The sequence below is a fragment of the Nibribacter ruber genome (assembly GCF_009913235.1).
GTDB lineage: Bacteria > Bacteroidota > Bacteroidia > Cytophagales > Hymenobacteraceae > Nibribacter > Nibribacter ruber.
This window is the reverse complement of sequence record NZ_CP047897.1, coordinates 4,241,772-4,265,263: the sequence shown is the minus strand read 5'-3', so window position 1 is coordinate 4,265,263 and position 23,492 is coordinate 4,241,772. Positions and strand designations below refer to the sequence as shown.

General features: G+C 52.3%; 22 protein-coding genes. 8 read left to right on the top strand and 14 right to left on the bottom strand.

Translation table 11 applies throughout. The annotated features are described in order from the left end of the window. Positions 1-78: 78 nt before the first annotated feature. A complete protein-coding gene (locus GU926_RS18025) occupies positions 79-564 on the top strand; it encodes a phospholipase D-like domain-containing protein (protein WP_160694376.1) in 486 nt (161 codons plus the stop codon). A gap of 17 nt (positions 565-581) precedes the next feature. Here the strand turns inward: GU926_RS18025 and GU926_RS18020 are convergent, their stop codons facing one another. After that, positions 582-965: a hypothetical protein gene (locus GU926_RS18020; protein ID WP_160694374.1), complete on the bottom strand. Its 384-nt coding sequence runs from the start codon at positions 963-965 to the stop codon at positions 582-584. A 35-nt stretch (positions 966-1,000) separates the two neighbouring features. Further along, entirely contained in the window at positions 1,001-1,336 is a 336-nt protein-coding gene (locus GU926_RS18015; protein ID WP_160694372.1) for an STAS domain-containing protein, read from the bottom strand. Between the two features lie 676 nt (positions 1,337-2,012). Between GU926_RS18015 and GU926_RS18010 the strand changes: the two genes are divergently transcribed. After that, a complete protein-coding gene (locus GU926_RS18010; protein WP_160694370.1) occupies positions 2,013-2,969 on the top strand; it encodes an isoaspartyl peptidase/L-asparaginase family protein in 957 nt (318 codons plus the stop codon). Positions 2,970-3,079: 110 nt separating this feature from the next. Here GU926_RS18010 and GU926_RS18005 read toward each other — a convergent pair whose 3' ends face one another. Next, on the bottom strand, positions 3,080-3,373 hold the full coding sequence (locus GU926_RS18005) for a hypothetical protein (protein WP_160694368.1): 294 nt from the start codon (positions 3,371-3,373) through the stop codon (positions 3,080-3,082). Positions 3,374-3,716: 343 nt separating this feature from the next. Between GU926_RS18005 and nhaA the strand changes: the two genes are divergently transcribed. Continuing rightward, positions 3,717-4,892 carry a Na+/H+ antiporter NhaA gene (gene nhaA, locus GU926_RS18000; RefSeq protein WP_160694366.1) on the top strand — a complete coding sequence of 392 codons (1,176 nt, stop codon included), beginning with the start codon at positions 3,717-3,719 and terminating at the stop codon, positions 4,890-4,892. Positions 4,893-5,042: 150 nt separating this feature from the next. Here the strand turns inward: nhaA and GU926_RS17995 are convergent, their stop codons facing one another. After that, a complete protein-coding gene (locus GU926_RS17995) occupies positions 5,043-6,086 on the bottom strand; it encodes a chemotaxis protein CheB (RefSeq protein ID WP_160694364.1) in 1,044 nt (347 codons plus the stop codon). A gap of 280 nt (positions 6,087-6,366) precedes the next feature. Between GU926_RS17995 and GU926_RS17990 the strand changes: the two genes are divergently transcribed. Together GU926_RS17990 and GU926_RS17985 are read left to right on the top strand one after the other, a co-directional pair. Further along, entirely contained in the window at positions 6,367-9,348 is a 2,982-nt protein-coding gene (locus tag GU926_RS17990; RefSeq protein ID WP_160694362.1) for a CheR family methyltransferase, read from the top strand. 50 nt (positions 9,349-9,398) lie between these two features. Beyond that, on the top strand, positions 9,399-12,515 hold the full coding sequence (locus GU926_RS17985) for a PAS domain-containing sensor histidine kinase (RefSeq protein ID WP_160694360.1): 3,117 nt from the start codon (positions 9,399-9,401) through the stop codon (positions 12,513-12,515). A gap of 62 nt (positions 12,516-12,577) precedes the next feature. On the opposite strand, the gene GU926_RS17980 is transcribed toward GU926_RS17985, so the two are convergent. Together GU926_RS17980 and GU926_RS17975 are read right to left on the bottom strand one after the other, a co-directional pair. Beyond that, positions 12,578-12,913 carry an STAS domain-containing protein gene (locus GU926_RS17980; protein ID WP_160694358.1) on the bottom strand — a complete coding sequence of 112 codons (336 nt, stop codon included), beginning with the start codon at positions 12,911-12,913 and terminating at the stop codon, positions 12,578-12,580. A gap of 43 nt (positions 12,914-12,956) precedes the next feature. Continuing rightward, positions 12,957-13,346 (bottom strand): STAS domain-containing protein, encoded by a 390-nt coding sequence (locus tag GU926_RS17975; protein ID WP_160694356.1) that lies wholly within the window; start codon positions 13,344-13,346, stop codon positions 12,957-12,959. 241 nt (positions 13,347-13,587) lie between these two features. Between GU926_RS17975 and GU926_RS17970 the strand changes: the two genes are divergently transcribed. Then, entirely contained in the window at positions 13,588-14,238 is a 651-nt protein-coding gene (locus GU926_RS17970) for a response regulator (protein ID WP_160694354.1), read from the top strand. 103 nt (positions 14,239-14,341) lie between these two features. Here the strand turns inward: GU926_RS17970 and GU926_RS17965 are convergent, their stop codons facing one another. After that, a complete protein-coding gene (locus GU926_RS17965; RefSeq protein ID WP_160694352.1) occupies positions 14,342-14,536 on the bottom strand; it encodes a hypothetical protein in 195 nt (64 codons plus the stop codon). A gap of 404 nt (positions 14,537-14,940) precedes the next feature. On the opposite strand from GU926_RS17965, the gene GU926_RS17960 reads away from it, so the two are divergent. Next, the gene (locus GU926_RS17960; protein WP_198001442.1) at positions 14,941-15,936 is read left to right on the top strand and encodes a cation diffusion facilitator family transporter; all 996 of its coding nucleotides are present in this window, start codon (positions 14,941-14,943) and stop codon (positions 15,934-15,936) included. Positions 15,937-16,182: 246 nt separating this feature from the next. On the opposite strand, the gene GU926_RS17955 is transcribed toward GU926_RS17960, so the two are convergent. The 3 genes from GU926_RS17955 to GU926_RS17945 all read right to left on the bottom strand — a co-directional run bounded on the left by GU926_RS17955 (position 16,183) and on the right by GU926_RS17945 (position 19,848). After that, complete coding sequence (locus tag GU926_RS17955; RefSeq protein WP_160694350.1) at positions 16,183-16,323, bottom strand: hypothetical protein; 141 nt, start codon at positions 16,321-16,323, stop codon at positions 16,183-16,185. 691 nt (positions 16,324-17,014) lie between these two features. Then, positions 17,015-18,091, bottom strand: a complete 1,077-nt coding sequence (locus GU926_RS17950; protein WP_160694348.1) for an endonuclease/exonuclease/phosphatase family protein — start codon at positions 18,089-18,091, stop codon at positions 17,015-17,017. 659 nt (positions 18,092-18,750) lie between these two features. Further along, positions 18,751-19,848: a PA0069 family radical SAM protein gene (locus tag GU926_RS17945; RefSeq protein WP_160694346.1), complete on the bottom strand. Its 1,098-nt coding sequence runs from the start codon at positions 19,846-19,848 to the stop codon at positions 18,751-18,753. Between the two features lie 307 nt (positions 19,849-20,155). Here GU926_RS17945 and GU926_RS17940 point away from each other — a divergent pair, with 307 nt between their 5' ends. Continuing rightward, a complete protein-coding gene (locus GU926_RS17940; RefSeq protein ID WP_160694344.1) occupies positions 20,156-20,575 on the top strand; it encodes a hypothetical protein in 420 nt (139 codons plus the stop codon). Positions 20,576-20,660: 85 nt separating this feature from the next. Here the strand turns inward: GU926_RS17940 and GU926_RS17935 are convergent, their stop codons facing one another. The 4 genes from GU926_RS17935 to GU926_RS17920 form a co-directional block, all read right to left on the bottom strand. After that, positions 20,661-21,065: a c-type cytochrome gene (locus GU926_RS17935; protein ID WP_160694342.1), complete on the bottom strand. Its 405-nt coding sequence runs from the start codon at positions 21,063-21,065 to the stop codon at positions 20,661-20,663. A gap of 2 nt (positions 21,066-21,067) precedes the next feature. Beyond that, complete coding sequence (locus tag GU926_RS17930; protein ID WP_160694340.1) at positions 21,068-21,718, bottom strand: SCO family protein; 651 nt, start codon at positions 21,716-21,718, stop codon at positions 21,068-21,070. 4 nt (positions 21,719-21,722) lie between these two features. After that, the gene (locus tag GU926_RS17925; protein ID WP_160694338.1) at positions 21,723-22,124 is read right to left on the bottom strand and encodes a hypothetical protein; all 402 of its coding nucleotides are present in this window, start codon (positions 22,122-22,124) and stop codon (positions 21,723-21,725) included. A gap of 262 nt (positions 22,125-22,386) precedes the next feature. Continuing rightward, positions 22,387-23,379: a hypothetical protein gene (locus GU926_RS17920; RefSeq protein ID WP_160694336.1), complete on the bottom strand. Its 993-nt coding sequence runs from the start codon at positions 23,377-23,379 to the stop codon at positions 22,387-22,389. Between the last annotated feature and the right edge of the window lie 113 nt (positions 23,380-23,492).

Below are 23,492 nucleotides of genomic sequence, written 5' to 3'. Positions count from 1 at the left end.
AAGAGGCCAAAAACGCCGTGGGCTGTTAGAATTTCAGGCCTGAACCTGTATCTTCACCCTTCACGTTTTCCAGTTGCCATGTCTTTGAGCTCTTTCTTCTCCCCTACTTCGTCTAAATTGAAAACCGGCGTGTTTTTCAGCCCCGGCGATGACTGCCTGAACGCCATCATTTCCAACATTCTGGCAGCCAAGACTTCGCTTAAGATTTGCGTGTTCACCATTTCTGATGACCGCATTACCAGGGCCATTCTGCAGGCGTTCCAGCGGGGAATAAACATTGAGCTGCTCACTGACAATGAAAAGCTGTTTGACAAAGGATCAGACATACGGGAACTGGCCCAGGCCGGGCTGACCATTCGGGTAGACGAGACGCCCAACCACATGCACCACAAGTTTGCCGTGCTGGATAACACGCACGTGCTCACCGGCAGCTACAACTGGACCAGAAGCGCCGCACTCTACAATCATGAGAACGTACTGGTCTCCTCAGACCCAAAGGTGGTGCAGGCCTATCTGCAGCATTTTAATGAGCTGTGGGCCGAAATGGTGCCGCTGAAATTCTAATCAAGCTTTTTCAAAGGCTAGGAAGCGCGCCTGAACGGAGGCAGTCTTTTTTCTGGAGGAAGGGGCTTGGCGTCTTGCGCCGGCGGGAGCTGGCACATCTTGAGCTTCACCAGAAAATTGCCCAGGCAGTTGTCTCCGTAGCTCTGGCAGTCATCCAGCACAATGCCTTTTGCGCCTTCGGGGCCTTCTACGGCATACAGCACCACCCGCAGGTCTTTGTGCGCCCCCGTCCTGAAACGGTGGCAGGCCACCAGCAGGAACCTGTCTTGTGAAAACGCCTGCCGGGTTTCCAGAGAGACCAATTGCTGGCCGTGGCACCGGAAGGTGTGGGTGAACCCCAGTTCTTGTATATACGAGAGGGCGGCAGCCAACTCTGTAAACTTCTCTAAATCCATCATCATGTAATCTCTCCCTAGCCCACCAGATGCAAGGCAGGCTAAACGCCCAAATACGCCTGCTCCAGACTGGGAATACAAGTAAACAAACCATCCACCTTGCACACAGCCAAGGCTTGTTGCAGAACAGGGTCTGGCTGCACCAATACTATATGCGGGTTGGTGTTGCGAAGCACCAGGAGCTGGTTAATGAAATGGCACACCCCCAGCTGCCTGATGCATTCCACAGAACCACAGTCAATCCACACATGGCACTCTTTGCCCTGCCGCTGAACGCTTTGCAAGCGTCGGCTCAGTCTTTGGTCACAGGTGTCCACGTCTCCTTGCAAAAGAATGATCTTCTTGTCGTTTACCGTCTGTGAAATAATTCTTTGCATGGCCATTGGGATCTAAATGATACATCACACACTCTGCTTCAGCTATAGAAGTAGTCCTCTATAGAGGTATAGCTAGATATACGTTTTCAAGGCCGTTGAAAATGGAAAATAAACACGGCAAATGGTCTGGATAAACACTGAATTTGAGCCGCAGGTGAGTAATTACGGTCATTTCTTGCCAAAACGGTCCGTACAAATGCGGTGGCAGATACCACGTATTTTTTGATGCCTTCCCTAAGCAGCCTCCTTACAGAACCAAGTCTGCCCTAGAAAGACAATAAAGCAGAGGTAAACAGTAAAAGCGAATGGAAAAGGCCTGGTGCCTGTGCAGCCATGGTGCAGCCGACAAGTAAAGCATAGACGAGATCAGCAACTCTAATAAAGCAGCCTGTGAGCAGTAAGTTGGGAACACCCGCTTTGCCGGTCTGGGAAGTGCCCCCCTATGATTTAAAATAGAAGTTAAACCCGCGGCCTCCTCACTTCGCTTCACCAACTATTTTCTTCGCACTTGACTGCCTAGATGCCCGGGCAGACCATTTTTAAGGACCAGAGTGGTTTCGTTTTTAGGTTGTTTCCCGGAAAAGAGGCCAAAAACGGGATTCCTTCCTTAGCTGGGACAACTGGTCTGGCGCAAACCTTTATCTTGCAGGGCGAACGTGTAACCCAACTTAGGTCCATGAACCAGAAACCTATTGCTTCTTCTGCTGCTGTCACTGCTATAATTGTCCATGGGGGTTGCGGCAATGTGTATGATGCACCCATGCCTCCAGAGAAAAGAGCGGCCTATGAAAGCAAACTGCTGGAGGCGGTGCAGGCAGGTTATGCCGTGTTGCAGGCAGGCAAGAGCAGCCTAGACGCCATTCAGGCCAGCATCCTTCTACTGGAAGATTCTCCTCTGTTCAATTCGGCCAGGGGCGCGGTTTTCTCCAATGAAGAACGCGTGGAACTAGACGCTTCCATCATGGACGGCGCTGCGTTCAAGGCGGGCGCGGTGGCTGGGGTGCGCACCATCAAGAACCCCATTCTGGCCGCGCGCCAGGTAATGGAACATTCTGAGCACGTCATGATGGTGGGTACCGGCGCAGAGACGTTTGCCGCCGCCCGTGGCTTAGACCTGGTAGACCCATCTTACTTTGAACTGGAGGAACGGCGCGCGCAAATTAAAGCGGTAAAACTAGCCGAATCCCAGGGCCTGGCATCGGCAGAAACTAAACTAGGGACGGTGGGTGCCGTAGCGGTTGACCAGGCCGGTAGATTGGCGGCGGGCACCTCTACGGGCGGCATGCTCAACAAACGCTATGGACGGGTGGGCGACTCACCTATCATTGGGGCCGGCACGTACGCCAACCACGTGTGCGCTGTTTCGGGGACCGGGCACGGCGAGTTCTTCATCCGGCACACCGTGGCCCATGACATTGCCGCGCTCATGGAGTACAAGGGCCTTACCGTAGAAGAAGCCGTGCAGCACGTGATTCATGAGAAAGTGGGTTTGGCTGGCGGACAGGGCGGCGTCATTGCGGTAGATGCCCAAGGTAGCATAGGCATCACGTACAGCACCAAAGGCATGTTCTGGGCCTACATGAAAGACGGGCAGGCGCCGCAGGTAAACGTAGACAACATCATCATAGAATAGCAGAAGTCGTTTTTGGGCAGTTTCTCAGGAAACAGCCCAAAAACAGAAAACCCCGTCCTGGAGAAGGAGGGGCTTTGGCTCATAGTTTTAGATTGGGCAAGGAGGGTGGTTTATCTCAGTTCCTGGTAAGAGGCGGGCACGCGGTGAAAGATGCCAAGTTTCAATTTGCCGCCCTTCACCTCAGAAATGCCGGCGTTGGTAATGTAATAACTCACGTTTCTGTTGACACGGCAGCTGGTTAAGTACCCGTGGCACTCCAACACCTTGCAACACGCAACCACACGCTCCACGGGCACACCAGACAAGGCACTTACCGCGTCTGGGGATAAAGGTAAATGAACCGGCGAAGGGTCTCCCTTCACTAGTCTATGAATGGCTTTTAGCACAACATCTTCTTCTCTCATAGGGGGAAACTCCAAATTTTTATAGATTCCAAGTAAAACGTATTTCCCGGGCAGGGGTTGCTCTAAAAGCAGTATTTATACGGAGAATATAAATTGTCAAAAGGCTATTTATTAGCGCCTTACCTCTCTTCTGGCAACATACAGCCTTCCCTATCCTCGGGAAAAGCCAATTTCTACCCATGCTCGTTTTTGGTCTCTTTCCTGGAAAACCCGCCAAAAACGACCACCGGCGGCGGCTCTCTCCCTGGCCCTGCCTTTCTTATAAATTTTGTAGGTTTACAGGGCGTGCATCTTCCTTAAGTGAAAAGCCGTTAAAATATCTGCCTACCTCTTACTCCTGCCTATGTTTCATATCAACGTTAGAACCTTCAAAGCCTTTTTCAGTTCAGCTTCTGCCGGCGGCATTCTGCTCATGCTCTGTCTTTTCATTTCGCTTTTGGTGGCCAATTCGCCGCTGGGCGATGACCTGGAGAGATTGCTGGCGCATGAGGTGGGCTACGCGTCTGAGGGCGTGCGTCTGCGGTATTCTGTCCTGCTCTGGATCAATGACGGGCTCATGGCCGTCTTCTTCTTGCTGGTGGGCCTGGAGATCAAGCGTGAGTTGAAAGAGGGTGAGTTGTCATCGTTGAAAAAGGCTTCCTTCCCTGTGTTTGCCGCCATTGGGGGCATGCTGGTGCCGGCGGCTATTTACGGGCTCGTCAACCAGGGCACCGAGCTGGCCAGCGGCTGGGGTATTCCCATGGCCACCGACATTGCCTTTGCCATTGGCATTCTTTCTTTGCTGGGCAGCCGGGTGCCCGTCACGCTAAAGGTTTTCCTGACGGCGCTGGCCATTGTAGATGACCTGGGCGCTATTCTGGTCATTGCGCTGTTTTACTCCAAAGAAATGCACCTGAACTACCTGCTGTATGCGGCAGGCATCTTTGCCATGTTGATTGCCTTTAACAAGCTGGGGGTCAAGAGCCTGATTTTCTACCTGGTGCCGGGCGTATTCATGTGGTACTGCATTCATCATTCTGGGGTGCATGCCACCATTGCCGGGGTGCTCACCGCCTTCACGCTGCCCACCACCCCCGGCGCTGACGAATCTCCTCTGGAAAAGCTGGAGCACGCGCTCACCAAGCCCGTCAACTTTCTCATCATGCCTGTTTTTGCTTTGGCCAACACCAACATTGCCCTGGAACTGGGCATGGTAGACGGGCTGTACAGCGGGTTGGGCTTGGGCATTATCCTGGGTTTGTTTGTGGGCAAGCCCGTGGGCATCATGGCCTTCTCCTGGGCCGCGGTGAAACTGGGCATCAGTGACCTGCCCGAAGGCGTTACCTGGACCCAGATTCTCTCCCTGAGCTTTTTGGCGGGCATTGGGTTTACCATGTCCATTTTTGTGGCCCTGCTTTCCTTTGACAACCCAGACTACCAGACGGCGGCCAAGTTCTCTATTCTGGTGGCTTCCATTCTGGCGGGCTTGACCGGGTACTTGCTGCTGCGCCGTTTTGCCAGCAGGCAGGCTGAAGTTTGATTGGAAACTCCTTCTACCAGGGTTTGATACTCTCCATAATTTACCAAAGCAAAAGGTGGCTCTCTTTCCATACACGGCAGGAGCCACCTTTTGCTTTTGCAGGAGAGGCTTCGTTTTTGGCTTGTTTTACACGAAACAGGCCAAAAACGGCTAGGCGCGTTCTTCCTCCTGGTCGTCTTGTTTGTGGTTTTTGGAGTTGGCGTTGGCCAGCAGCACCTGCCGGATGCGGGAAATGTGCAGCTTAAGTTCATCTGCCCGCTCCTTTTGGCTTTCTGACCAATTGTTGTGGCCTTTACGCCGGTCCTGCTCGGCCATGGCGTGCAGCATGGTGCGGCGTTCCTCCAGCATGCGCATGGCAATCCAGAGGGTTTCTTCCAGGGACTCTACATTGGCATTAAGAAAGGACTCCTGGGTGTAGGCATGCCCCACGTGGCACCGGAAGTGTTTCACATGCCCGGTGTTTACCTCCCAGAGGGCGCCGCCGCAGTCTGGGCAGGAGAAGGCAGAGCGGGGACCCATCAACTCTGTGTCTTCTATGTCTCCTGAGTCCAGCATGAGGCGTTCGGCAATCTTGGCTTCATAGGTAATGTCTTCGGGCGGTTCTTTCATGGCAGACGCCGGCACATGGACCAGTTCCTTGATAAGCTCTCCCATCTCAGCCACCTTCACCACGTAGTCTACCTCCATCATGTCTAGCACGCTCTGGGGCATGTCTGGGTATTCTGCCTCTGCAGGACTCTGCACCATGGTAATGCCGCCGCTGCGCTTGATCATCTCCATGCCCACGGTGCCGTCCTGTAACATGCCGGTAAGCACAATGCCAATCACCCTTGAGTCATAGGCCGCGGCGGCAGACCTGAACAAAGGGTCAATGGCAGGCCTGAACAGGTTCTCCCGGGGGCCTTTGGTGACCAGCATTCTGCCCTTCTGCAACAGAAGGTGGTTGTCTTGCGGCACAAAGTACACATTGCCGTGCTCTATGGTCTGCTCATGTTGGGCTACCTGGCACTGCAGCTTGGTGAATTTGCTAAGGCGGTCTACCAGAATCTGGGCGTTGGAGTCCCTGGCCAGGTGCTGGACAATAAAAATGGACGCGGGTAGGTCTGCCGGTAACTGAGACAGCAGGTTGCACAATACGTTCATGCCCCCCGCCGAGGTCCCGATGACAATGACATCATGGTGCAGTAATTTCATCTTGTGTCTGGAATAGCTTGTACAGGTAGTACGAGCATAGCCCGGCAAGAGGTGTTGTACCTGCCACAATTACCGTATGTACCCTCATTTCTGGAACAAATTCCAAAGCCGCCCTCCGTATAAATGCGGTTTATCAGCGGCCCGCTCCTATTTTTGGCAGAGTCTGCCGGGTAATTTGTACCTTGTTGGATTAAGTAAAACAGGCTCTTGGGCATTTTAAGACAGGTTCTCCCCTGTTTTTCCTGACAGACCCAGCCGTGTCTACTACGTACACATACCAATGGAGAGAGAAGAGATAGAACAGCCTATCATTACGGAGGATTTGTCTAGAAAAGGTGCCTCTGCCAAAAGCCCCGAAGAAAGCAAACCGGTAGCCCAACACCACAACACGTTTAAGGTGGTAGGCCTGGGCGGCTCTGCGGGTTCTTTGGAGGGTTTTGAGCAGTTCTTCCACCATATGCCCCCCACCTCAGACATGGCCTTTGTGGTGGTGCCGCACCTAGACCCCACACAAAAGGGCTTGATGACCGAGATCATCCAGCGCTACACCACCATGCCCGTGGTAGAGATTACCGCGGGGCTGCAGATACAGCCCAACCACGTGTACGTGGTGCCTTCCAACCAGGAGACCTCTCTGGAGAAAAACGTCTTTCAACTGCACCACCCGGCCCAGCCCAACGGCCAGCGCATGCCCATTGACTTCTTCTTTGAGAGTCTGGCCATGAACCGGCGGGAGCACGCCGTAGGCATCATCTTCTCTGGCATGGGCTCAGACGGGGCATTGGGCGTGAAAATGATCATGGAGAACTTTGGGATGGTAATGGTGCAGGACCCCAACACCGCCCGCTTTGACAGCATGCCCCGCAACGCCATCAAAACCGAGTTTGTAGACCATGTTCTGCGGGTGGAAGACATGTCTGACAAGCTTATCTCCTACGCCCAGATGCCGCCCATCAAAGGCAAGCACGTGGAGGAGGCGCACAAGTCCACCCAGATGTTGCAGAAGATTTTTTCCCTCATCCGTAACAAGACCGGCCATGACTTCTCTCTGTACAAGCGCAATACCATCTTCAGGCGCATAGAGCGGCGCATGAACAGCCACCAGATTGTACAGCTCTCTGAATATGTGCAATACCTAAAGGAAAACCCCCAGGAGGTGGACCTGCTGTTCAAAGAGTTGCTCATTGGCGTGACCAAGTTTTTCAGAGACGCAGAGGCCTTCTCTCTTCTGCAGGAAAGATACCTGCCAGAACTGCTGCAAGCCAAGCAGGAGGGCGACACGGTGCGGGTGTGGGTGGCTGGTTGCTCTACCGGTGAAGAAGCCTACTCCATTGCCATGTTGTTGCAGGAAACCATAGACAAGCTCAACCTGCATTTAAAGATCCAGGTCTTTGCCACAGACATTGACCCAGCGGCCATTGAAAAGGCCCGTGAAGCCTGCTACCTGGAGAATATAACGGCAGACGTGAGCCCAGATCGTTTAAAGCGGTTCTTCAACAAGATGGACACCTACTACCATGTCAAGAAAGAGCTGCGGGAGATGGTGGTGTTTGCCGTGCACAACGTGAACCGTGATGCCCCCTTCACCAAGCTGGACATGCTCACCTGCCGCAATTTGCTCATTTACCTTTCAGCAGAATTGCAGAAGAAGCTGTTCCCTGTGTTCCATTATTCGTTAAAGCCCAACGGGCTGTTGTTTTTGGGTTCTTCAGAGACCTTGTCTGGTTTCCCAGACATGTTCACCACCCTAGACACCAAATGGAAAATCTCCCGCCGCACAGAGGGCAACATCCCCCTGGCCCGGCTGGTAGAGTTCCCCTTCACCTTCAGCTCCTTTGAAACCGTTAAACCCCACCCAGAACCGCCTGTCACCGTGAAAAAAGAATCTAATATGAACGGTGTCATCCAGCGCGTTCTCTTACAACAATTTGCCCCGCCCACCGTCATCATCAACCCCAAAGGTGATATTTTTTACGTGCACGGGCGCACCGGCAGGTTCTTAGAGCCCGCCCAGGGCCAAGCCACGCTCAACATTTTTGACATGGCCCGCGAAGGCCTCCATTTTGAGCTGGACAACCTGGTGACCAGGGCCTGCGTGCTCAATGAGTCCGTCCGAACAGAAGACGTTCAGGTAAAGACAGACGCCGGGCCTAAATACATCACCTTAACCGTGACCCCGCTCCAGGAGCCAGACGCGCTGCACGGCATGCTCATGGTGGTCATGGAAGATAAGCCCGCTCCCAAGCCCCGCAAAGGCCGCAAAGACAGTCCAGAAGAAGCCTCGGTCAAAGACGCGCGCATACAGGAACTGGAAAAGGATTTGCTCTACACCAAGCAGCGTCTGCAAACGGTCATTGAAGAAATGAACTCCTCGCTGGAAGAGCTCAAGTCTACCAACGAGGAACTGCAGAGCGCCAATGAGGAGCTGCAGAGCACCAATGAAGAGGCCATGACCAACAAAGAAGAGATGCAGTCTCTCAATGAGGAGCTCATGACCATCAACCTGCAGTTCCAGACCAAGGCCGAAGAGCTCACCAACTCCAACAATGACATGCGCAACCTGCTGGACAGCACAGAGGTGGCCACCATCTTCCTGGACAATAAGCTCAACATCAAAAACTTCACGCCGCAGGCTACCAAGATATTCAACCTGATACGGGCAGACATTGGCCGGTCCATCACCCACATTGTCTCCAACCTTAAGTACCAGCACATTACAGAAGACGTGCAGGAGGTGCTGGAGCGTCTGCGCAGCAAAGAAGTGCACCTGCAAACCGTAGATGAGAAGAACTGGTACTCTATGCGCATACTGCCCTACCGCACGCTAGACAATTTCATTGACGGCGCGGTGGTCACCTTCACCAACATCACCAGTTTTAAAACCCTGGAAGCCAGCGTGGCCGCCACCAGCCTGTACGCCGCCAACATCATAGACGTCATTCAGCAGCCGCTGCTGGTGCTGGAGGGAGATCTGCGCGTGGAATGCGCCAGCAACGCCTTCACAGACACGTTCCAGTTGATTCCAGAGCAACTCAAAGGACAGCTGCTGTACCATCTGGGCAATGGCCAATGGGACATTCCCGCGCTCAGACAAATGATGTCCAGGGTAGTGCAAGACCATGAGGACATCAAGAACGAGGTAATAGAACACGAGTTTCCGGTGCTGGGGTACCGAAGAATGATTTTAAACTCCCGCCGGGTAGAACAGACGGAAAGCAAACCGTTCAAGATTCTGCTGGCCATGGAGGTTTTTGAGAAATAAAGCGTGAAGGGGGCGGTTTCCCCTCTTATTAGGTTCTGAACGAAGGCAACATGAGTGAAGAGAGGAAAATACCTACCGGCAAGACGCATGACTACTCCCTGCTGCGGCATGAGGCAGACTACACTCTGCTGCGGCATGAGGCAGAAAAGCTGCAGAAACCCGTGAGCGAAGAGGATGTCCAGAACATGCCTGCGCATGAGATACGCCAGCTCATCCAGGAACTGCAGATACACCAGGTAGAGCTGGAAATGCAGAACCACCAGCTCCACCTGGCCACCCAGGAACTGGAAGCCGCCACTCTCAAATACCGGGACCTGTACCACCATGCGCCCTTCGGGTACGTGACCCTGGACGAGCACGGCATCATAGAAGAAGTGAATGCCAAGGGCAACCTCTTGCTGGAGGCCGGCAGAGAACAGCTCATAGACCGCCGGTTCAGTCAGTTCGTCCACCCAGACAGCCTGGATGTCTATTATGGTTTCTTCCGGAACGTGCTGCTCTCTGACAAGCCGCAGACCATTGAACTGCAACTGCTGGTGGGCAACGCCCGTGCCTTCTACGCCCAGGTGGAAGGTTTGCTGCTGCGGCGCCCCAATGACACAGACCAATGCCGCCTGGCGTTTGTAGACGTGACCGAGCGCAAAGAGGCGCACCTAGAGCTTTTCAACAAAGAAGCCCTGCTGTCTGCCATCATCAACAACTCGCTTAACTCCATACAGGTTCTCAAAGCCGTACGCAATGCCAGTGGCCGTCTCATAGACTTTGAATGGGTGCTGCTCAACAGAACGGCAGAAGTCTTTCTGGACTACACGCTGGAGCAGCTAGGCAAGAAGCGCCTCTCTGAGGTTCTGCCTAGTTTGCTGGAAGAACCCACCTTCTCAACGCTGGCAGAGGTAGTGGAAAGAGAGCAACCCGCCACCTTTTCCGCCCATCTGCCCTGGCAGAAGCAGGAGCGCTGGATTAACTGTGTGGCCGTGAAGCTTGGCGACGGCCTGGTGCTCACCTCTGAGGACGTGACCAAGCAGCGCATTGCCAATGAGAAACTGCAGGAAAGCCAGCTCCTGGTCAAGAAGATGGCAGAGGCCATGCCCGATTTCCTGTACGTAGAAGATTTACAACTGGGCCGCAATGTCTACAACAACCGGAACTTCCTGCATTTTCTGGGCTACACAGACCAGGACATCATCGGGCACCCGCGCGAGCTGCTGGACACCCTCTACCACCCCGAAGACGCCCACCTGCTGTTAGACAGGCGCAACCGTTTTAACAAGGTAGCAGACGGGCAGTTTCTGGAGTACCTGGTGCGCATTAAAGACAAGCAAGGCGACTGGCGCAACATCCAGTTCAGGGAGACGGTGTTCAAACGCGGTGCCGCTGGCATGCCGGTGCAATTGGTGGGCACCGCCCAGGACCTCACCCAAAAGCTGAAGGCAGACCAGAAACTGCGCCAGATGCACAGGACCATCAGTGCCATTCTGGACAGCCTTCCCATCATTATCTGGCGCATTGACGCTAAGGGCCGCATTCTGGAATCCATGGGTTCTGGCTTGCAGAGCCTGGGCTACCAGGACCATGAACTGGAAGGCAAGCTCATCACAGAGATCAACCCCAGCATTGTGCCTAACATTGAGACGGTACTGGCCGGTAACTCAGACATCTTCTTAGGCGAGTCTGAGATGAACGGCAAAAAAATATACAAGCAGAACTACTTTGTCTATGACCCAGAGAGCAAAGACGGGCTTGGCTTCTGCCTGGACGTAACAGACCAGAAGAACGCCGAAGCCGAGGCCCAGCACCGCACCATGGTGTTGGACCAGCTGCTGCATCACCTGCCTCTGGTACTGGCCGTCCTGGACCTTAAAGGAAACTACCAGGAAATTAAAGGAGCAGGACTACGCGCCGTGGGCGTGGAGGACAAAGTCTTAAAAGGAAAGAACATCTTTGAGGTTTTCCCGCATCTCAGAAAAAATATCCAGGAGGTGCTCAGCGGCCACGTGACCAGCTTCACTGCCTCTTTCACGCACCAAGGCAAAGAAGTGTATTTTCAGAACTTTGGGTTCCTGGACGAGCTACACCAAAGGGGCATTGCCTTTGGCATAGACATCACCAACCTACATGAGGCCCAGGAGAAGCTCATCTTAGAAAAAGAGTTTTCTGAGAACCTGCTAGAAACCCACGTGAACGGCATTCTGGCTTTGGACAGGGACTTCACCATGACCGCCTGGAACAAAGCTATGGAGCAACTCACAGGCATACCCAGGACTCAGGTATTAGGTAAATCTGCCCATGCATTTCTGTTGAAAGGAAAACAGACCACCCTCAAGCGCAAACTGGAGAAAGCCTTACAAGGCGTGCAGGTGACCATGCGGCACCTGCCTTTTCTACCCAAGGGCAAGGAGTTTGAGATTAACCTGACTCCCCTGTACGGGCCAGACAAGGAAGTGGTGGGCGTGCTGGGCATTGTCTGGGACGTGACCATTCAAAAGGCCTTGCAGAAGGCAGAAACTCAATATGAGCTATCGCAGCAGAAGGCCGTGATGGAAGCCGTGCTCACCACCCAGAACGAGGAGCGGAAACGCATTGCCGAAGCCCTGCACAACAGCCTGGCGCAGTTGCTGTACGCCGCCCGGCTCAACCTGGAGGAGGTACAGGCAGAACTCAGCTCTGGCGCTGACCTTACCCAACCCGTGGCCCGCATCTCTGGTTTCCTGGAAGAAGCCATCAAAGAAACGCGCACGCTGGCCCATGAACTCATTCCCAGGGTGCTGCAAGACCTGGGGCTCAAGTCTGCCCTCAAGGACCTCACCACGCGGCTCACCTCCAAATCTTTGACCATTCAGTGCATAGTGACCGGCTTTGACCAACCCACAGACTATGCCCTGGAGACCCACATCTTCCGGACGGTACAGGAATTGCTGAACAACGTCATGAAGCACGCCCAAGCCACTGAGACCCTGGTGCAGGTGGTAGACAAGGGTACTTCGGTACGCATACGGGTAGAGGACAACGGCAAAGGAATGGCAGAACAAGAACCGGCCACGTCTGCCACCAGAGGCATGGGCCTCAAAACAATCAAGAACCGGCTCAAGCTATTACAAGGAGAGATGGCCGTCACATCCTCAGAAAACGGGGGCACCATTATTACCATTGAGATTCCCAACACCTGAGCATGCGTTTTTGGCCTGTTTCCCGAGAAATAGCCCAAAAACGACCAGGTGCCGAGAGCGCCTTACCTTAGTTGCAGGACCGCCTCTTGCTTAGAAGGTACAATGGTCATAATCATGTGCAGGCCCAGCAGCTCAAATATGTTCCGCACATGGTCATTTAAGCCGTACAACACCAGTGGTATGTGCAGGCTTTCTAAGGTGCCCAGGTGCGAGATGAAGACCCCCAAACCGGCAGAGGAAATATAGGTAAGTCTCTGGCAGTCAATCCAGAGCTGTGAAATGGGAGAAAGCAAGGCTTCTTCTATAGCCTTGTCTACCTCCAGACAAGTTGAAGCATCCATCTCCCCCTCCAAGCGCAGAATGTAGGCCTGCGGCTCTTTTTCAATTTCAATCTTCATGGAATTGCTTCTTTAAATGAAGAAACAGCTATTCATCAAATGTTCACCGTGCAAGCCCTTTGTTTGTATTCTTAGGTTGTTGCGCGTACAGAATGGCGTCTTGTAAGGTAGGCGTAATCATGACCAGTGAGTCAAACCCAGAACTGCAGACGGTTTGCTTTATGTCTGTTCTGAGGTTAAACAAAACCAGTTCTTTTTTCTGGTCCTGCAATTGGGAGATAAGCGGCAGCAGATGCCTCAACCCGGCGGGGGTGACCTGGGTTACCTTGCCAAAATCTACCAGTATAAAAGAAGCCTGCCAGGGAGATGATTTGTCCAAAGAGTTGATCAGAAGGGTGGCGTAGGCCTCGTCCAGGCACCCCTGCAAGATGATGAGGGGCGTATGGCCCGCCAGCAGTGTTGCCTGCACGTTTTTATCACTTCTGCTCTCCATTTCTCTCCCTCGTTTACATTTTGCAGTCCCTGGTTTTCAAACATAAGTATAATCATTTTTTATCACATATGTGTAAATACTGTAAATACCCGTATTAATACTCTTTCTGCACATTCTGGCCGAATTTACGTATGCAGGTAGTATGTTAAGTAGACAGTTAGCTGTAATTTTAAATAATGAACTCGCGCGTCTTTAAGGCGCCGCTTCTTTTGTATAAAGCCTTACCGTAACACAGAGTAATATGATAAAAGTAATTTTAGCAGATGACCACACCCTGATCAGAGACGGGTTAAAGTCGCTTCTAAAGTCAGACCGGTCCATTCAAGTCATTGGCGAGGCGGAGAACGGGGTCCAACTGTTGGAACTCCTGGAAACGCTTACCCCAGACGTAGTCATGCTAGATTTGAACATGCCCGTCATGGACGGTTTCAAGACCCTGGAGCAGCTGAAGGTAAAGTACCCCCAGGTAAAGGTATTGGTGCTCACCATGCTGGACCAGGACAGCTATGTGACCAAGGTAAGAACGGCCGGGGCGCTGGGCTACGTGCTCAAAACCGCGGGCCGCACTGAGCTTATCCATGCCATTAAAACAGTGGCTGAGGACAACTCCTATATCTGCTCTGAGGTGGCCCTCAATTTACTGAACCGGGTGAACAACGGCCCTGGAGACCAGCCCGAAGCCAACAGCAAAGGACCTTCTGACTTGTCTAAACGGGAGATGGAGGTTTTGCGCCTCATTGCCGAAGGGTACACCAACGCCGAGATTGCCGACAAGCTATTTGCCAGCAAGCGCACCATTGAATCACATAGACAGCATTTGATTGAGAAAACCAAGGCCAAGAACACGGCTACTCTCATTAAGTACGCCATCCAGCAGGGCTTGATTGACTAATCATACCTCAGCGCCTATCAACAGAGAAGCCAGCACCGTACGGTGCTGGCTTCTCTGTTGATAGGCGCTGCCATGCCTACCGGCTTAGGGATAGTACAGGCAATTATTTCTTTTTGCGGGCAGGCAGGTGCAAGACATTCTCACCGGCCTCTGCATGGGCAATATACGCTTGTCTAAGCTCCTGCAGCCGGCAGACAGATTGTTTGATGGTATAGGCGTCTGTGGCCAGGAGCATGTTATTTTTTAACAGCTTCTCAATGGGCTGTGCAGCCGCTTTTTTCTTTACGGTAATACTCATAGGAGTCTGTTCAAGAGGATATTGGAAAGCACATACATGTACAAAGGGCGAAACTACGTCAACTATCCATGCCACACAATAGGTTTTGTATGATTATTTCAAGCTTTTTTGTTGCCGAAGCAAAAATTTTCCCTATCTTTACTCTGTACTTAAAAGTAATTGACATGCAGCCACTTCTGAGTTTTATCTTCTTTTTCCTAGGGCTGTTGGCGTCTCTGGTGAGCTGGCTTCTGGCTCTCATCTTCGGGTAACCGCCGGCCCAGGGTGGCGCTGCCACTTTTAGGTGATGGCAGGGGTGGTTCTTTTCTTTAGCGTGCCGGGTGTTGCAAAAAAACACAGTACTTTTGTACCCCCATTGCCCGGCATCCGTTTGATAGGCTGGAATGGCTTTCCCCGCTGCACCTATGCCTACCAAGCAACCTACGTCCCCCATCCGTTTAATGGTCTTCATGCTGGCCGTGGCCTTTGCGCTACTGGCCGTCAAGTTTGCCGCCTACTTCATTACCCATTCCAACGCCATCTTCACCGATGCCCTGGAATCCATCATCAATTTTGTGACGGGTGGGTTTGCCTTGTACAGCGTGTATTTGGCCGCCAAACCCAAAGACCAGGATCACCCCTACGGGCATGGCAAGATTGAATTCCTGTCCTCGGGCTTTGAAGGCACGCTCATTTTTCTGGCAGGCGTGGCCATCATCATCAAATCCATCTACAATTTAATCTACCCCCAGCCCATTGAACAGATGGGCGTTGGTATCCTTCTCACGGTGTTCACGGGAGCCGCCAATTACGTGGCGGGCCGTTACTTAGTGAAAACAGGCACCCATCAGCATTCGCTCACCATCATCGCCAATGGCAAGCACCTGCTTTCTGATGCCTACTCCAGTCTTGGCCTGGTCATTGGCCTGATCGCCATCTACTTCTTCGGGTACGTCTGGCTAGATTCCATTGTGGCCGTCATTTTTGGGTCTTTCATTACTTATACCGGCTATGGACTGGTGCGCAACTCCATCTCTGGGGTGATGGATGAGGCCGACCATGAGCTCATCACCCGCATTATTGCCGTGCTCAACCAACGCCGCAGCCAGAACTGGATAGACCTGCACAACATGCGCGTCATTAAATACGGCAGTCAGTTGCACATTGACTGTCATCTAACGCTGCCTTGGTACTTTAACCTGGTGGAGTCGCATGCTGAAGTGGATGCCCTCCAGGAGATCATTACAGAGGAGCTAGGCGATGTGGTGGAGCTCTTCGTACACCTGGACCCCTGCCTTCCGCCGGACAGCTGCCAGCTCTGCACCAAAACCGACTGCAAGGTACGCGAGCATGCCTTTGTAGGCCGTGTGGAATGGACGCTGGATAACGTGATTGAAAACCAGAAGCACGTGCTGGTGTAGTGGTCGTTTTTAGACTGTTTTAAGGGAAATTGCCTGAAAACGGCAGTTTGGTTATGGGTTGCTTATTGTCGATTGCTGTCTATAGGAATATGCAGAAGGCCACTTTGACCAGTGATTATAGATGGTCATTACTTCATTGCAAGGTTCAAGCTGCTTCATCCTTCTTGTTGACGTGGTTGTAATTTTTCCGAAGGCTTTCAGGAGACGTGGGATGAAACGTAACTCCAGACTCGCCGGAAGCCGTATTCAGTTATTTACCTTGGCGCAAGCGCCGTTTGTGTCCGCACGCATTTCTGGATTGCTCATCGCTCTCAAAGGATTAGTTTCCTTTTCGTTTTTGGCTTCTTTTCCAGAAAATAGGCTAAAAACGAGGATAATTGTTTTCATGGGAGGCCTCATATTTCTTTCTTCCCATTCCTCCGCCGTTGTTGGTGTTCTCACCAACGACCCAGCCGTGGTTGGTGCCCTCACCAACCACCTCAACTGCTTATTAAGTCTTCTTTCTTTCACACGCAGGGTGCATGCAGGTGGCTTTTCCTCCGTAGCCTCTTCCCTCCGGTGCTTACCACCTGCCTTTTTTCATTTCTTCCGGTAAGCGCTCACGGCCGCGGGGCCCCGTCCCGGCCCTTCGCACTGCTGTTGTTTGTGGGACTTTGTCCCTGCCGCCGCTGGCCGCGGCGCACAAACACCAGAGGCGCTCAGGACCAGGACTGGATTGGGTTCCAATCCTGCTTGGGTTTGATGCTTGGTTGGCTTGTTGCTGGCAAATGGCCTTGGCTGTCGATGCAGAGTCATACGTGCTGCGCACGGTTTGCTTTATCTGCTGGAGTAGATCTGAGGGTAGTAGCCGCAGAAAGATGGCTAAATGCATGCTTGCAGGTTGGCCTTTTGGAAAGGCAAAACTTTGGGTTTACACCTCCTCAATTTACCGCCAGAACCAGTGAGAGGCCGTGAAGCCTCTTTCTAATTTAATTAGATGGAAGCTATACCTGTGGAAATTAGCCCCGCTAATTGGCCAACCGTTTTTGCCGTCTTTTTCAAGAATTAATCCAAAACCGGCAAACTAGAAACAAAAGCTTTAGCGGGTCTTTTCTTTGGGGGTAAGCCACAGGTCTGCCACTATGGGATAATGGTCTGACAAGTTCTGCCGGATGGAACGGTAGCCGCTTCCCACCATGCGTTTGTCATGCAGGAGGTAATCAATGCGCAGAATAGAGAACAGGCCGTTGTAGGTATTTCCCATTCCCCAGCCGCTCTCCACGAAGGCGTCTTTCAGGCCTTTGCTAATTTTATTATACGTAAAGGAGGCTGGTGGATCATTGAAGTCGCCGCAGACAATGACGGGGTACGGTGACTCTTGGATGTGCCGGGCCACCACTTCTACTTGCCGGGCTCTCTTCACAGCTCCTACCTTCAGACGCATGATGATGTTCCGGGAGGCTTCCAGCTTCTCGTCATTGGTGGGGCGGGCGTTGGGGTTGCCCAAGAACTCATAGTCTTCCCGCTTGAAACGGTTAGACTGCAGGTGGACATTGTAGACCCGCACCGTATCTTCCTTCACCAATATGTCTGTGTAAATGCAGAGGTTGTTGGTCTCTTCATTAAACATAATATTCCCCCTTCTAACAATAGGGTACGTACTAAAAGTGGCTATCCCCCAGTGGTCGGTTTCGCGTTTAGTCTCTGTATAGGCTACGTGCTTTTGAGTAGTTTTTTGCAGGTGGAGGAGCGTGTCCAGGTTGTTGCGGCCGGCCTTGGTAGAGGTGTAGAATTCCTGAAAACACACCACGCCCGGCGCCTCGTCCTGCACCATTTTAAAGATTTTTTCGCGGGTAAGCGGGTTACCCGTCCAATTGTACAAATCAAATAGCCTGGCATTAAAGCTGAGCACCCGTACGCGCTCCGCCACTTCGGGTACCTTGGCCGGAAACAGATTGAGCTGCACTTGGGTGCGCAGGTTGTCAAACGCCAGGAGCAGGACAAACAAGGAGATGAACACGGCCCGGCTTTTCACCAGAAGCCAGAAGAGCACAAACAAAAAATTGACGAGCAGCACTCCCGAATAGGTGAGGGCAAACAGGCTGGCCGGCCATACAACCGCAGGGTTTATGTATGAGCAGGCATGTGCCACCAGCAGCCAGAGCGCAGCCCCCATATTGAGGAAGACGATCAGTTTAAAAAGAAAACTCCTTTTGGTTTTATAGGTAGCCACCGCGCCTGGTTTAGACAAAACTCTCAAGCTTAAAGATACAAAGACAGGTCTTGGGAAGGAAAATCTCTCCTGAGAATCTGCGAAGACAACCGCCTTCCCGGCTACCCTACTTCTTAACCTCCCTTACCTGCTATCGTATATTATATAAACGGCTAGCGCTTGAATTTATGTTCTCCCAGAACGAAGATCTTATTACTACTTAAACCATCACTTCCATAAGGCCAATTTATAAATTTGGTTTGTAGACTGATATAAGTATCACCATATGATTTCTCCCATTGCCGTGGAACATTTTCTGGGGGCTTTTAGGGGCAAATTATACCTTACTCCAGTAAAAGCAGCGTGCATTAATTAGGCAAACAGAGCCGTATAACAGGCCTTTAAGGTCTGAAAAAAGAGGAATTTGCTTTAAATCCCCTTTCCCCGATTCCAATCTCTGTTTTTACCGCCCACCAAACGCTCCAGCTAATCTAGCATCAGCATGACAGGGTGTCATACTGGGTTTATATACAAATTAGTTTTCAGGCACTAGCAGCATCTTACTTATAAATTCACTTTAAGTTACTTTTAACGTCCTACACCATCCCCTAATCTGACATATTTTAGAATAGGGTGAGTTGCTTGCCGATGCTGGGAGTGAATTTAGAGAAGTCATAGGGCGGCATGGCCCTCCCCGCGAAGCACTTTTTGCGATAAATCTGGAAGAGTGACTGAATGGTTTCCGCCCATTGCCCCTCTCCCTGCATGCGTCTTCCAAACGTACTGTCATTCAAATTACCGTCGTGGCAAGACTTAATTTGGGCCAGAACTTTGGCAGCTCTATCTGGGAAAACTTGGGTAACCCAGTCCTCAAAAATCTCTCCCACCGCCCCGTTCAACCGCACCACCGTGTAGGCGGCAGACAGCGCTCCGGCATTGGCGGCGGCTTGCAAAATGGCTGGAATCTCTTGGTCGTTCAACCCCGGAATCACCGGAGCCACCATCACATTTACGGGCACGCCGGCCTCTGCCAGAGTCTTCACTACGGCCAATCTTCTGATGCCGGTAGCCGTGCGCGGCTCCAGTTTTTGCCTGAGTTCTTCCTGCAACGTAGTAATGGACACGTTCACGTGTACCAGATTCAGTGCAGCCAATTCTTGTAATATATCAAGGTCGCGCAAGATGAGGGAGTTCTTGGTGATCACGCTCACCGGGTGCCTGTACTGCAGCAGAACCTGTAACAGTTCACGGGTGATTTTCTTCTTGGCTTCTATGGGTTGGTAGCAGTCTGTGTTGCCGGCCAGCATGATGGGCCGCACCTTCCATCTGGGGTTTTCCAGCTGCTGCTTCAAGACCTGCGGGGCATTCTCCTTGACAATGATTTTCTGCTCAAAGTCCAGGCCGGCACCCAGCCCCCAGTAAGTATGGGTGTTGCGCGCGTAGCAGTAAACACAGCCGTGTTCACAACCTTGGTACGGGTTCATGGAGTAGCTCAGTCCCAGGTCCGGGGAGGTCACTTCATTGACGATCTTCTTAGGGTACTCAGACAGGAACTGGGTCTTCTGCGGAGGCACCCACTCTTCATCTAACCCCTCGGTATGTGCCACCACGTACTCCTGTTTCAGGTAGGGATTGGTTGGATTGTATTGTGCCCCTCTACCCTTCTTGCCTTCTGCCCCTTTAAACGGAAAAGAAGAAACTTGTCTCCCTATCTCTATCATAGCTAAATTTATTAGCTTAAAAGAACAAAGACAAGCACTTTTCAACTAATTATTTTAGCCAATGAAGAAGTATACTTTAAATCAACCAGTTACAGGATTAGGGCTATTTGACGCCAAACTCCCTATCCTACTTTTTAGTATGAAAGAAGACTGGACCTTTTCTGGCAGAATCGCGTGAGCTGGTAGGTTAGTTTACATAAGGCCTCCTGCGGGGTAATCTTAATTTATAGAGAAAGTATTGGCTTGAACCTGCTCACTGCCGTAAGAGAAGAGGTATGATTTTATTTCACCAAAACCTTTCACTCCTATGAAAAATACCAAACTGAATTTATTGGCCGCCGGCGTTTTTACCTCCACCCTACTTCTTTCTTCCTGCGGAAGCAACAAGGAGGACCAGGCCAATGGCACCACCCCCAACAACCCAACCGTAGAAAACGGCGTTTTTGACGATGGCCCTAGCGGCACCACCAACATGGAAGGCACTACCACCACAGGCATGGATACCATGAACTCCACTACCACAGGCACCAGCACTACCACTACGGGAACTACTGCCGGCACTACCACAGGAACAACCATGGGAACAACTGGCACTACAGGTACTACCTCCAGCACCACCGGAACAACAGGTATGACCACTACTGGAACAGCCGGCACTACCGGAACCACCACCAGCTCTACCGGCACGTCTGGCACTACCACTTCCGGTACCACAGGCCCTAACTAGAAGTCTCTGAATTGAAAAGGGGCGCTCCTGTACCAGGAGCGCCCCTTTTCTTTTTAACCAAACTTACTTAATATATTTAATCGCATTACGGACAGTTCTGCAATTGACGTTTCACCTCGGCGAGTGATACGCGCGTGGCCGGCGATTTAAACTCTTGGTGCAGGTAGTTGAGAATGTTGGTAATGTCTGCCTCAGACAGGCTTCTGTTGCCGGGCATGGCCTGGTTGTATATTCTGCCGTTCACCTGAATGGGACCGTCTAGCCCGTTCCGGATGAGACAGGCCAGTTCCTCACGGTGCTTGTCCAGGTAATCTGAGTCTGCCAGGGGTGGGATGACGCCGCGAAGTCCTTCTCCGTTTTCAAGGTGACAACTGGAGCAATGACGGCCGTACAGCAACTTGCCCTCCTTTCCTCTTTCTGTGAAACACCCAGCCAGTACGGCACCCAATCCCAGCACGCAAACTACCTGCAACGTTCTGTACAAAAGCATGGCTATTTCTTTTTCTCAGCTAGCAACAGGTCCATGTCTTTCATGAGCCGGTCCACGTCTTCTGCCACGGTGCCGTCATAGTGCCCCCGTATGTGGCGGTTCTGATCTACCAGCAAAAAGGCACCGCTGTGGGCAAAACCGCCAGGCGCTTCTTTGTCTTCCAGCGCACTGGTCATGTAGTGGTTCTGGGCCATGCCCAGGATGGTGTCTTTGTCGCCGGTTAAGAAATGCCATTTGGCGCTTTTCACACCCAGGCGGCCTGCATATTCTCTTAGGACGGCCACGGTGTCATGGGTAGGATCAATGGAATGAGACAGCAGCACCACGCCCGGATTGTCTTTGTACTTCTCATACACGCGCAGCATCTGGCTTTTCATCTTGGGGCAGATGGAAGGACAACTGGTGAAGAAGAAATCGGCTACGTAAATCTTGCCAGCCACCGTCTGCTGGGTCACCATCTGGCTGTCCTGGTCCAGGAACCCGAAGTCTGGGATGGAATGATACAGCGTGTCTACCTTGGGCTGGCCGTTGGCCATGGTTACCTGCGGCTCGCGCGGCCCCAGGATAGGAAGCGTTTTTTCTTCTTCGGGGTTGCTCTGGCAGCTAGCCAGGGCCAGCGCTAGAACGCCGGCGCATAAGAGTGATCTGGTCATGGGATTACTTTTGAGTGGGCGGTAAAGCCTTGGCCTGGGTTAAGGCACTGGAGATTTGCTTTTGAATGAGGGTTATTTCCTGCATTTCCTGGCGCAGGTACTGCATGGCAGAATCTTGGGAGAGCGAGTCTGGCGCCTTGTAGGAGCGCATCCACTGCATCATGGCGTCATCTGCCTTTATCAGCTCCAGGATGGTCTTGCCGTACTGTTCTTTCAATGCTACGCTGGTATCTGGCAGGGAGTCTGCCTGCTGGGAGAGTCGCTTGCGTTGTACATACAAGTCGCCGTAGCGGGCCATGGCCGAGTCATGCTTCGCCATCACCTGGTCTTTCAGGAGGTCTACCCGCGTTTTATCGGGGACCTTCTCCACCTTCACGCCCCCGGAGTCGCAGCCCAAGCTTGTCATTAGCCCGAAAACCAGTAGCCATTTTGCCCTATTCATCTTCAATGCCGTCAAATGAGATAACATACGTGCGCAAAGGTAGAACCTTCTATCCTAGAACGCACGGCCTTTGAACAGATTATGTGTCTAGTGGTAGAGGCTGGAGCGTTTTTGGGTTTTTTCTTAGAAAACAGCCCAAAAACGACCATCCCTGGTTGTCCTGTTTTGCAGCAAGTGCCTAAAAAAAGAGCCTCTGTCTTTAGAGGCTCTTTTTCTTGCTTTTCTTTTACCAGGAGAAGTCTTCTCTGGAAGGCGGCTGGGATCCTTGGCCGCGCACATGCCCGGTCATGGGATCATAGCGGCGGTCTCTGCCGTCCTGCCTCCGGAAGTCCTCTGAGTAACCATAGCTAAGGGTTCCCGCCATGTTGCCGTAATTCTCGCTTCGGGCACCTTCTCCCTGCTGGTCCTGGTGCTCACGGCGCGGGGCGTTGTAGTCCATCATGCCGCTGTTCTCGCTTTGGGCGCGGCGGTCATAGCCACTGCTCATGTAAGAACCACCGCCAATCATGTTGCCGTACTCACCTCTATTGTAATGCGGCAAAGCGCTGTCATAGATTTCATACTGGCTGTCATCATTTCTTCTGGACACATCATTGGTGCCAATGTTTCTCACCGCACCATTGGAACCGGCATGCTCTGACGGCCGCCAGCCTCTGGTGTTATCTGCGCCTTGAGAGCCGTACCGGCTGGTGCCGTCATACTGCTCTCTTTCTCCTTGCGCGAAGCTGTTGTGATCACGATAGGCCCCATAGAACTGGCGCTGCCCCTGCTGCTGTTGCGACTGGCCACCGTGACCGCTGGTGGAGTTGAATCCCGTAGAGGAATTAGCATGCGACCCGTTTCTGGAGGATCCCCAGCCTTGCGCCCCGCCGTAGCTGCCCATGTTGCCATAGTTGCGACTGGCCCCCTCTAAGCTGCTGTTGCTTTCATTGGACAACTGCCGGGGGTGGTCATAGCGTTCTCCCTGGCGTTGTGGATTGCGGGCATAGTCTTGATGGCTGCCTTCCCAACGCATGGAATCTGATTGATCCTGGTAGTAGGTAGAATACCCATCACGTCCGGGCAGGCCAGCCCCACGGTCATCCTCTGACGGGTGGCGTCTGTTCTGGTCCTGGTAGCTATCTTGGGCGTTATAGCGGTTGGAACCGCGGTATTGGTCTTCGTCTGTACGGCGCTGGTTTCCCTGGCGGCCGTAGTTCTGCTGCTCATTTCTATTCATAGCTCAAACAGTTTAGTTTACATGAATAGTATAGTTAACGAGGTCAACGCGCTTCCGGTTTTTGGCTTATTTTCCAGAAAACAGGCTAAAAACGGTTCTCAGCCCAAGGTTGT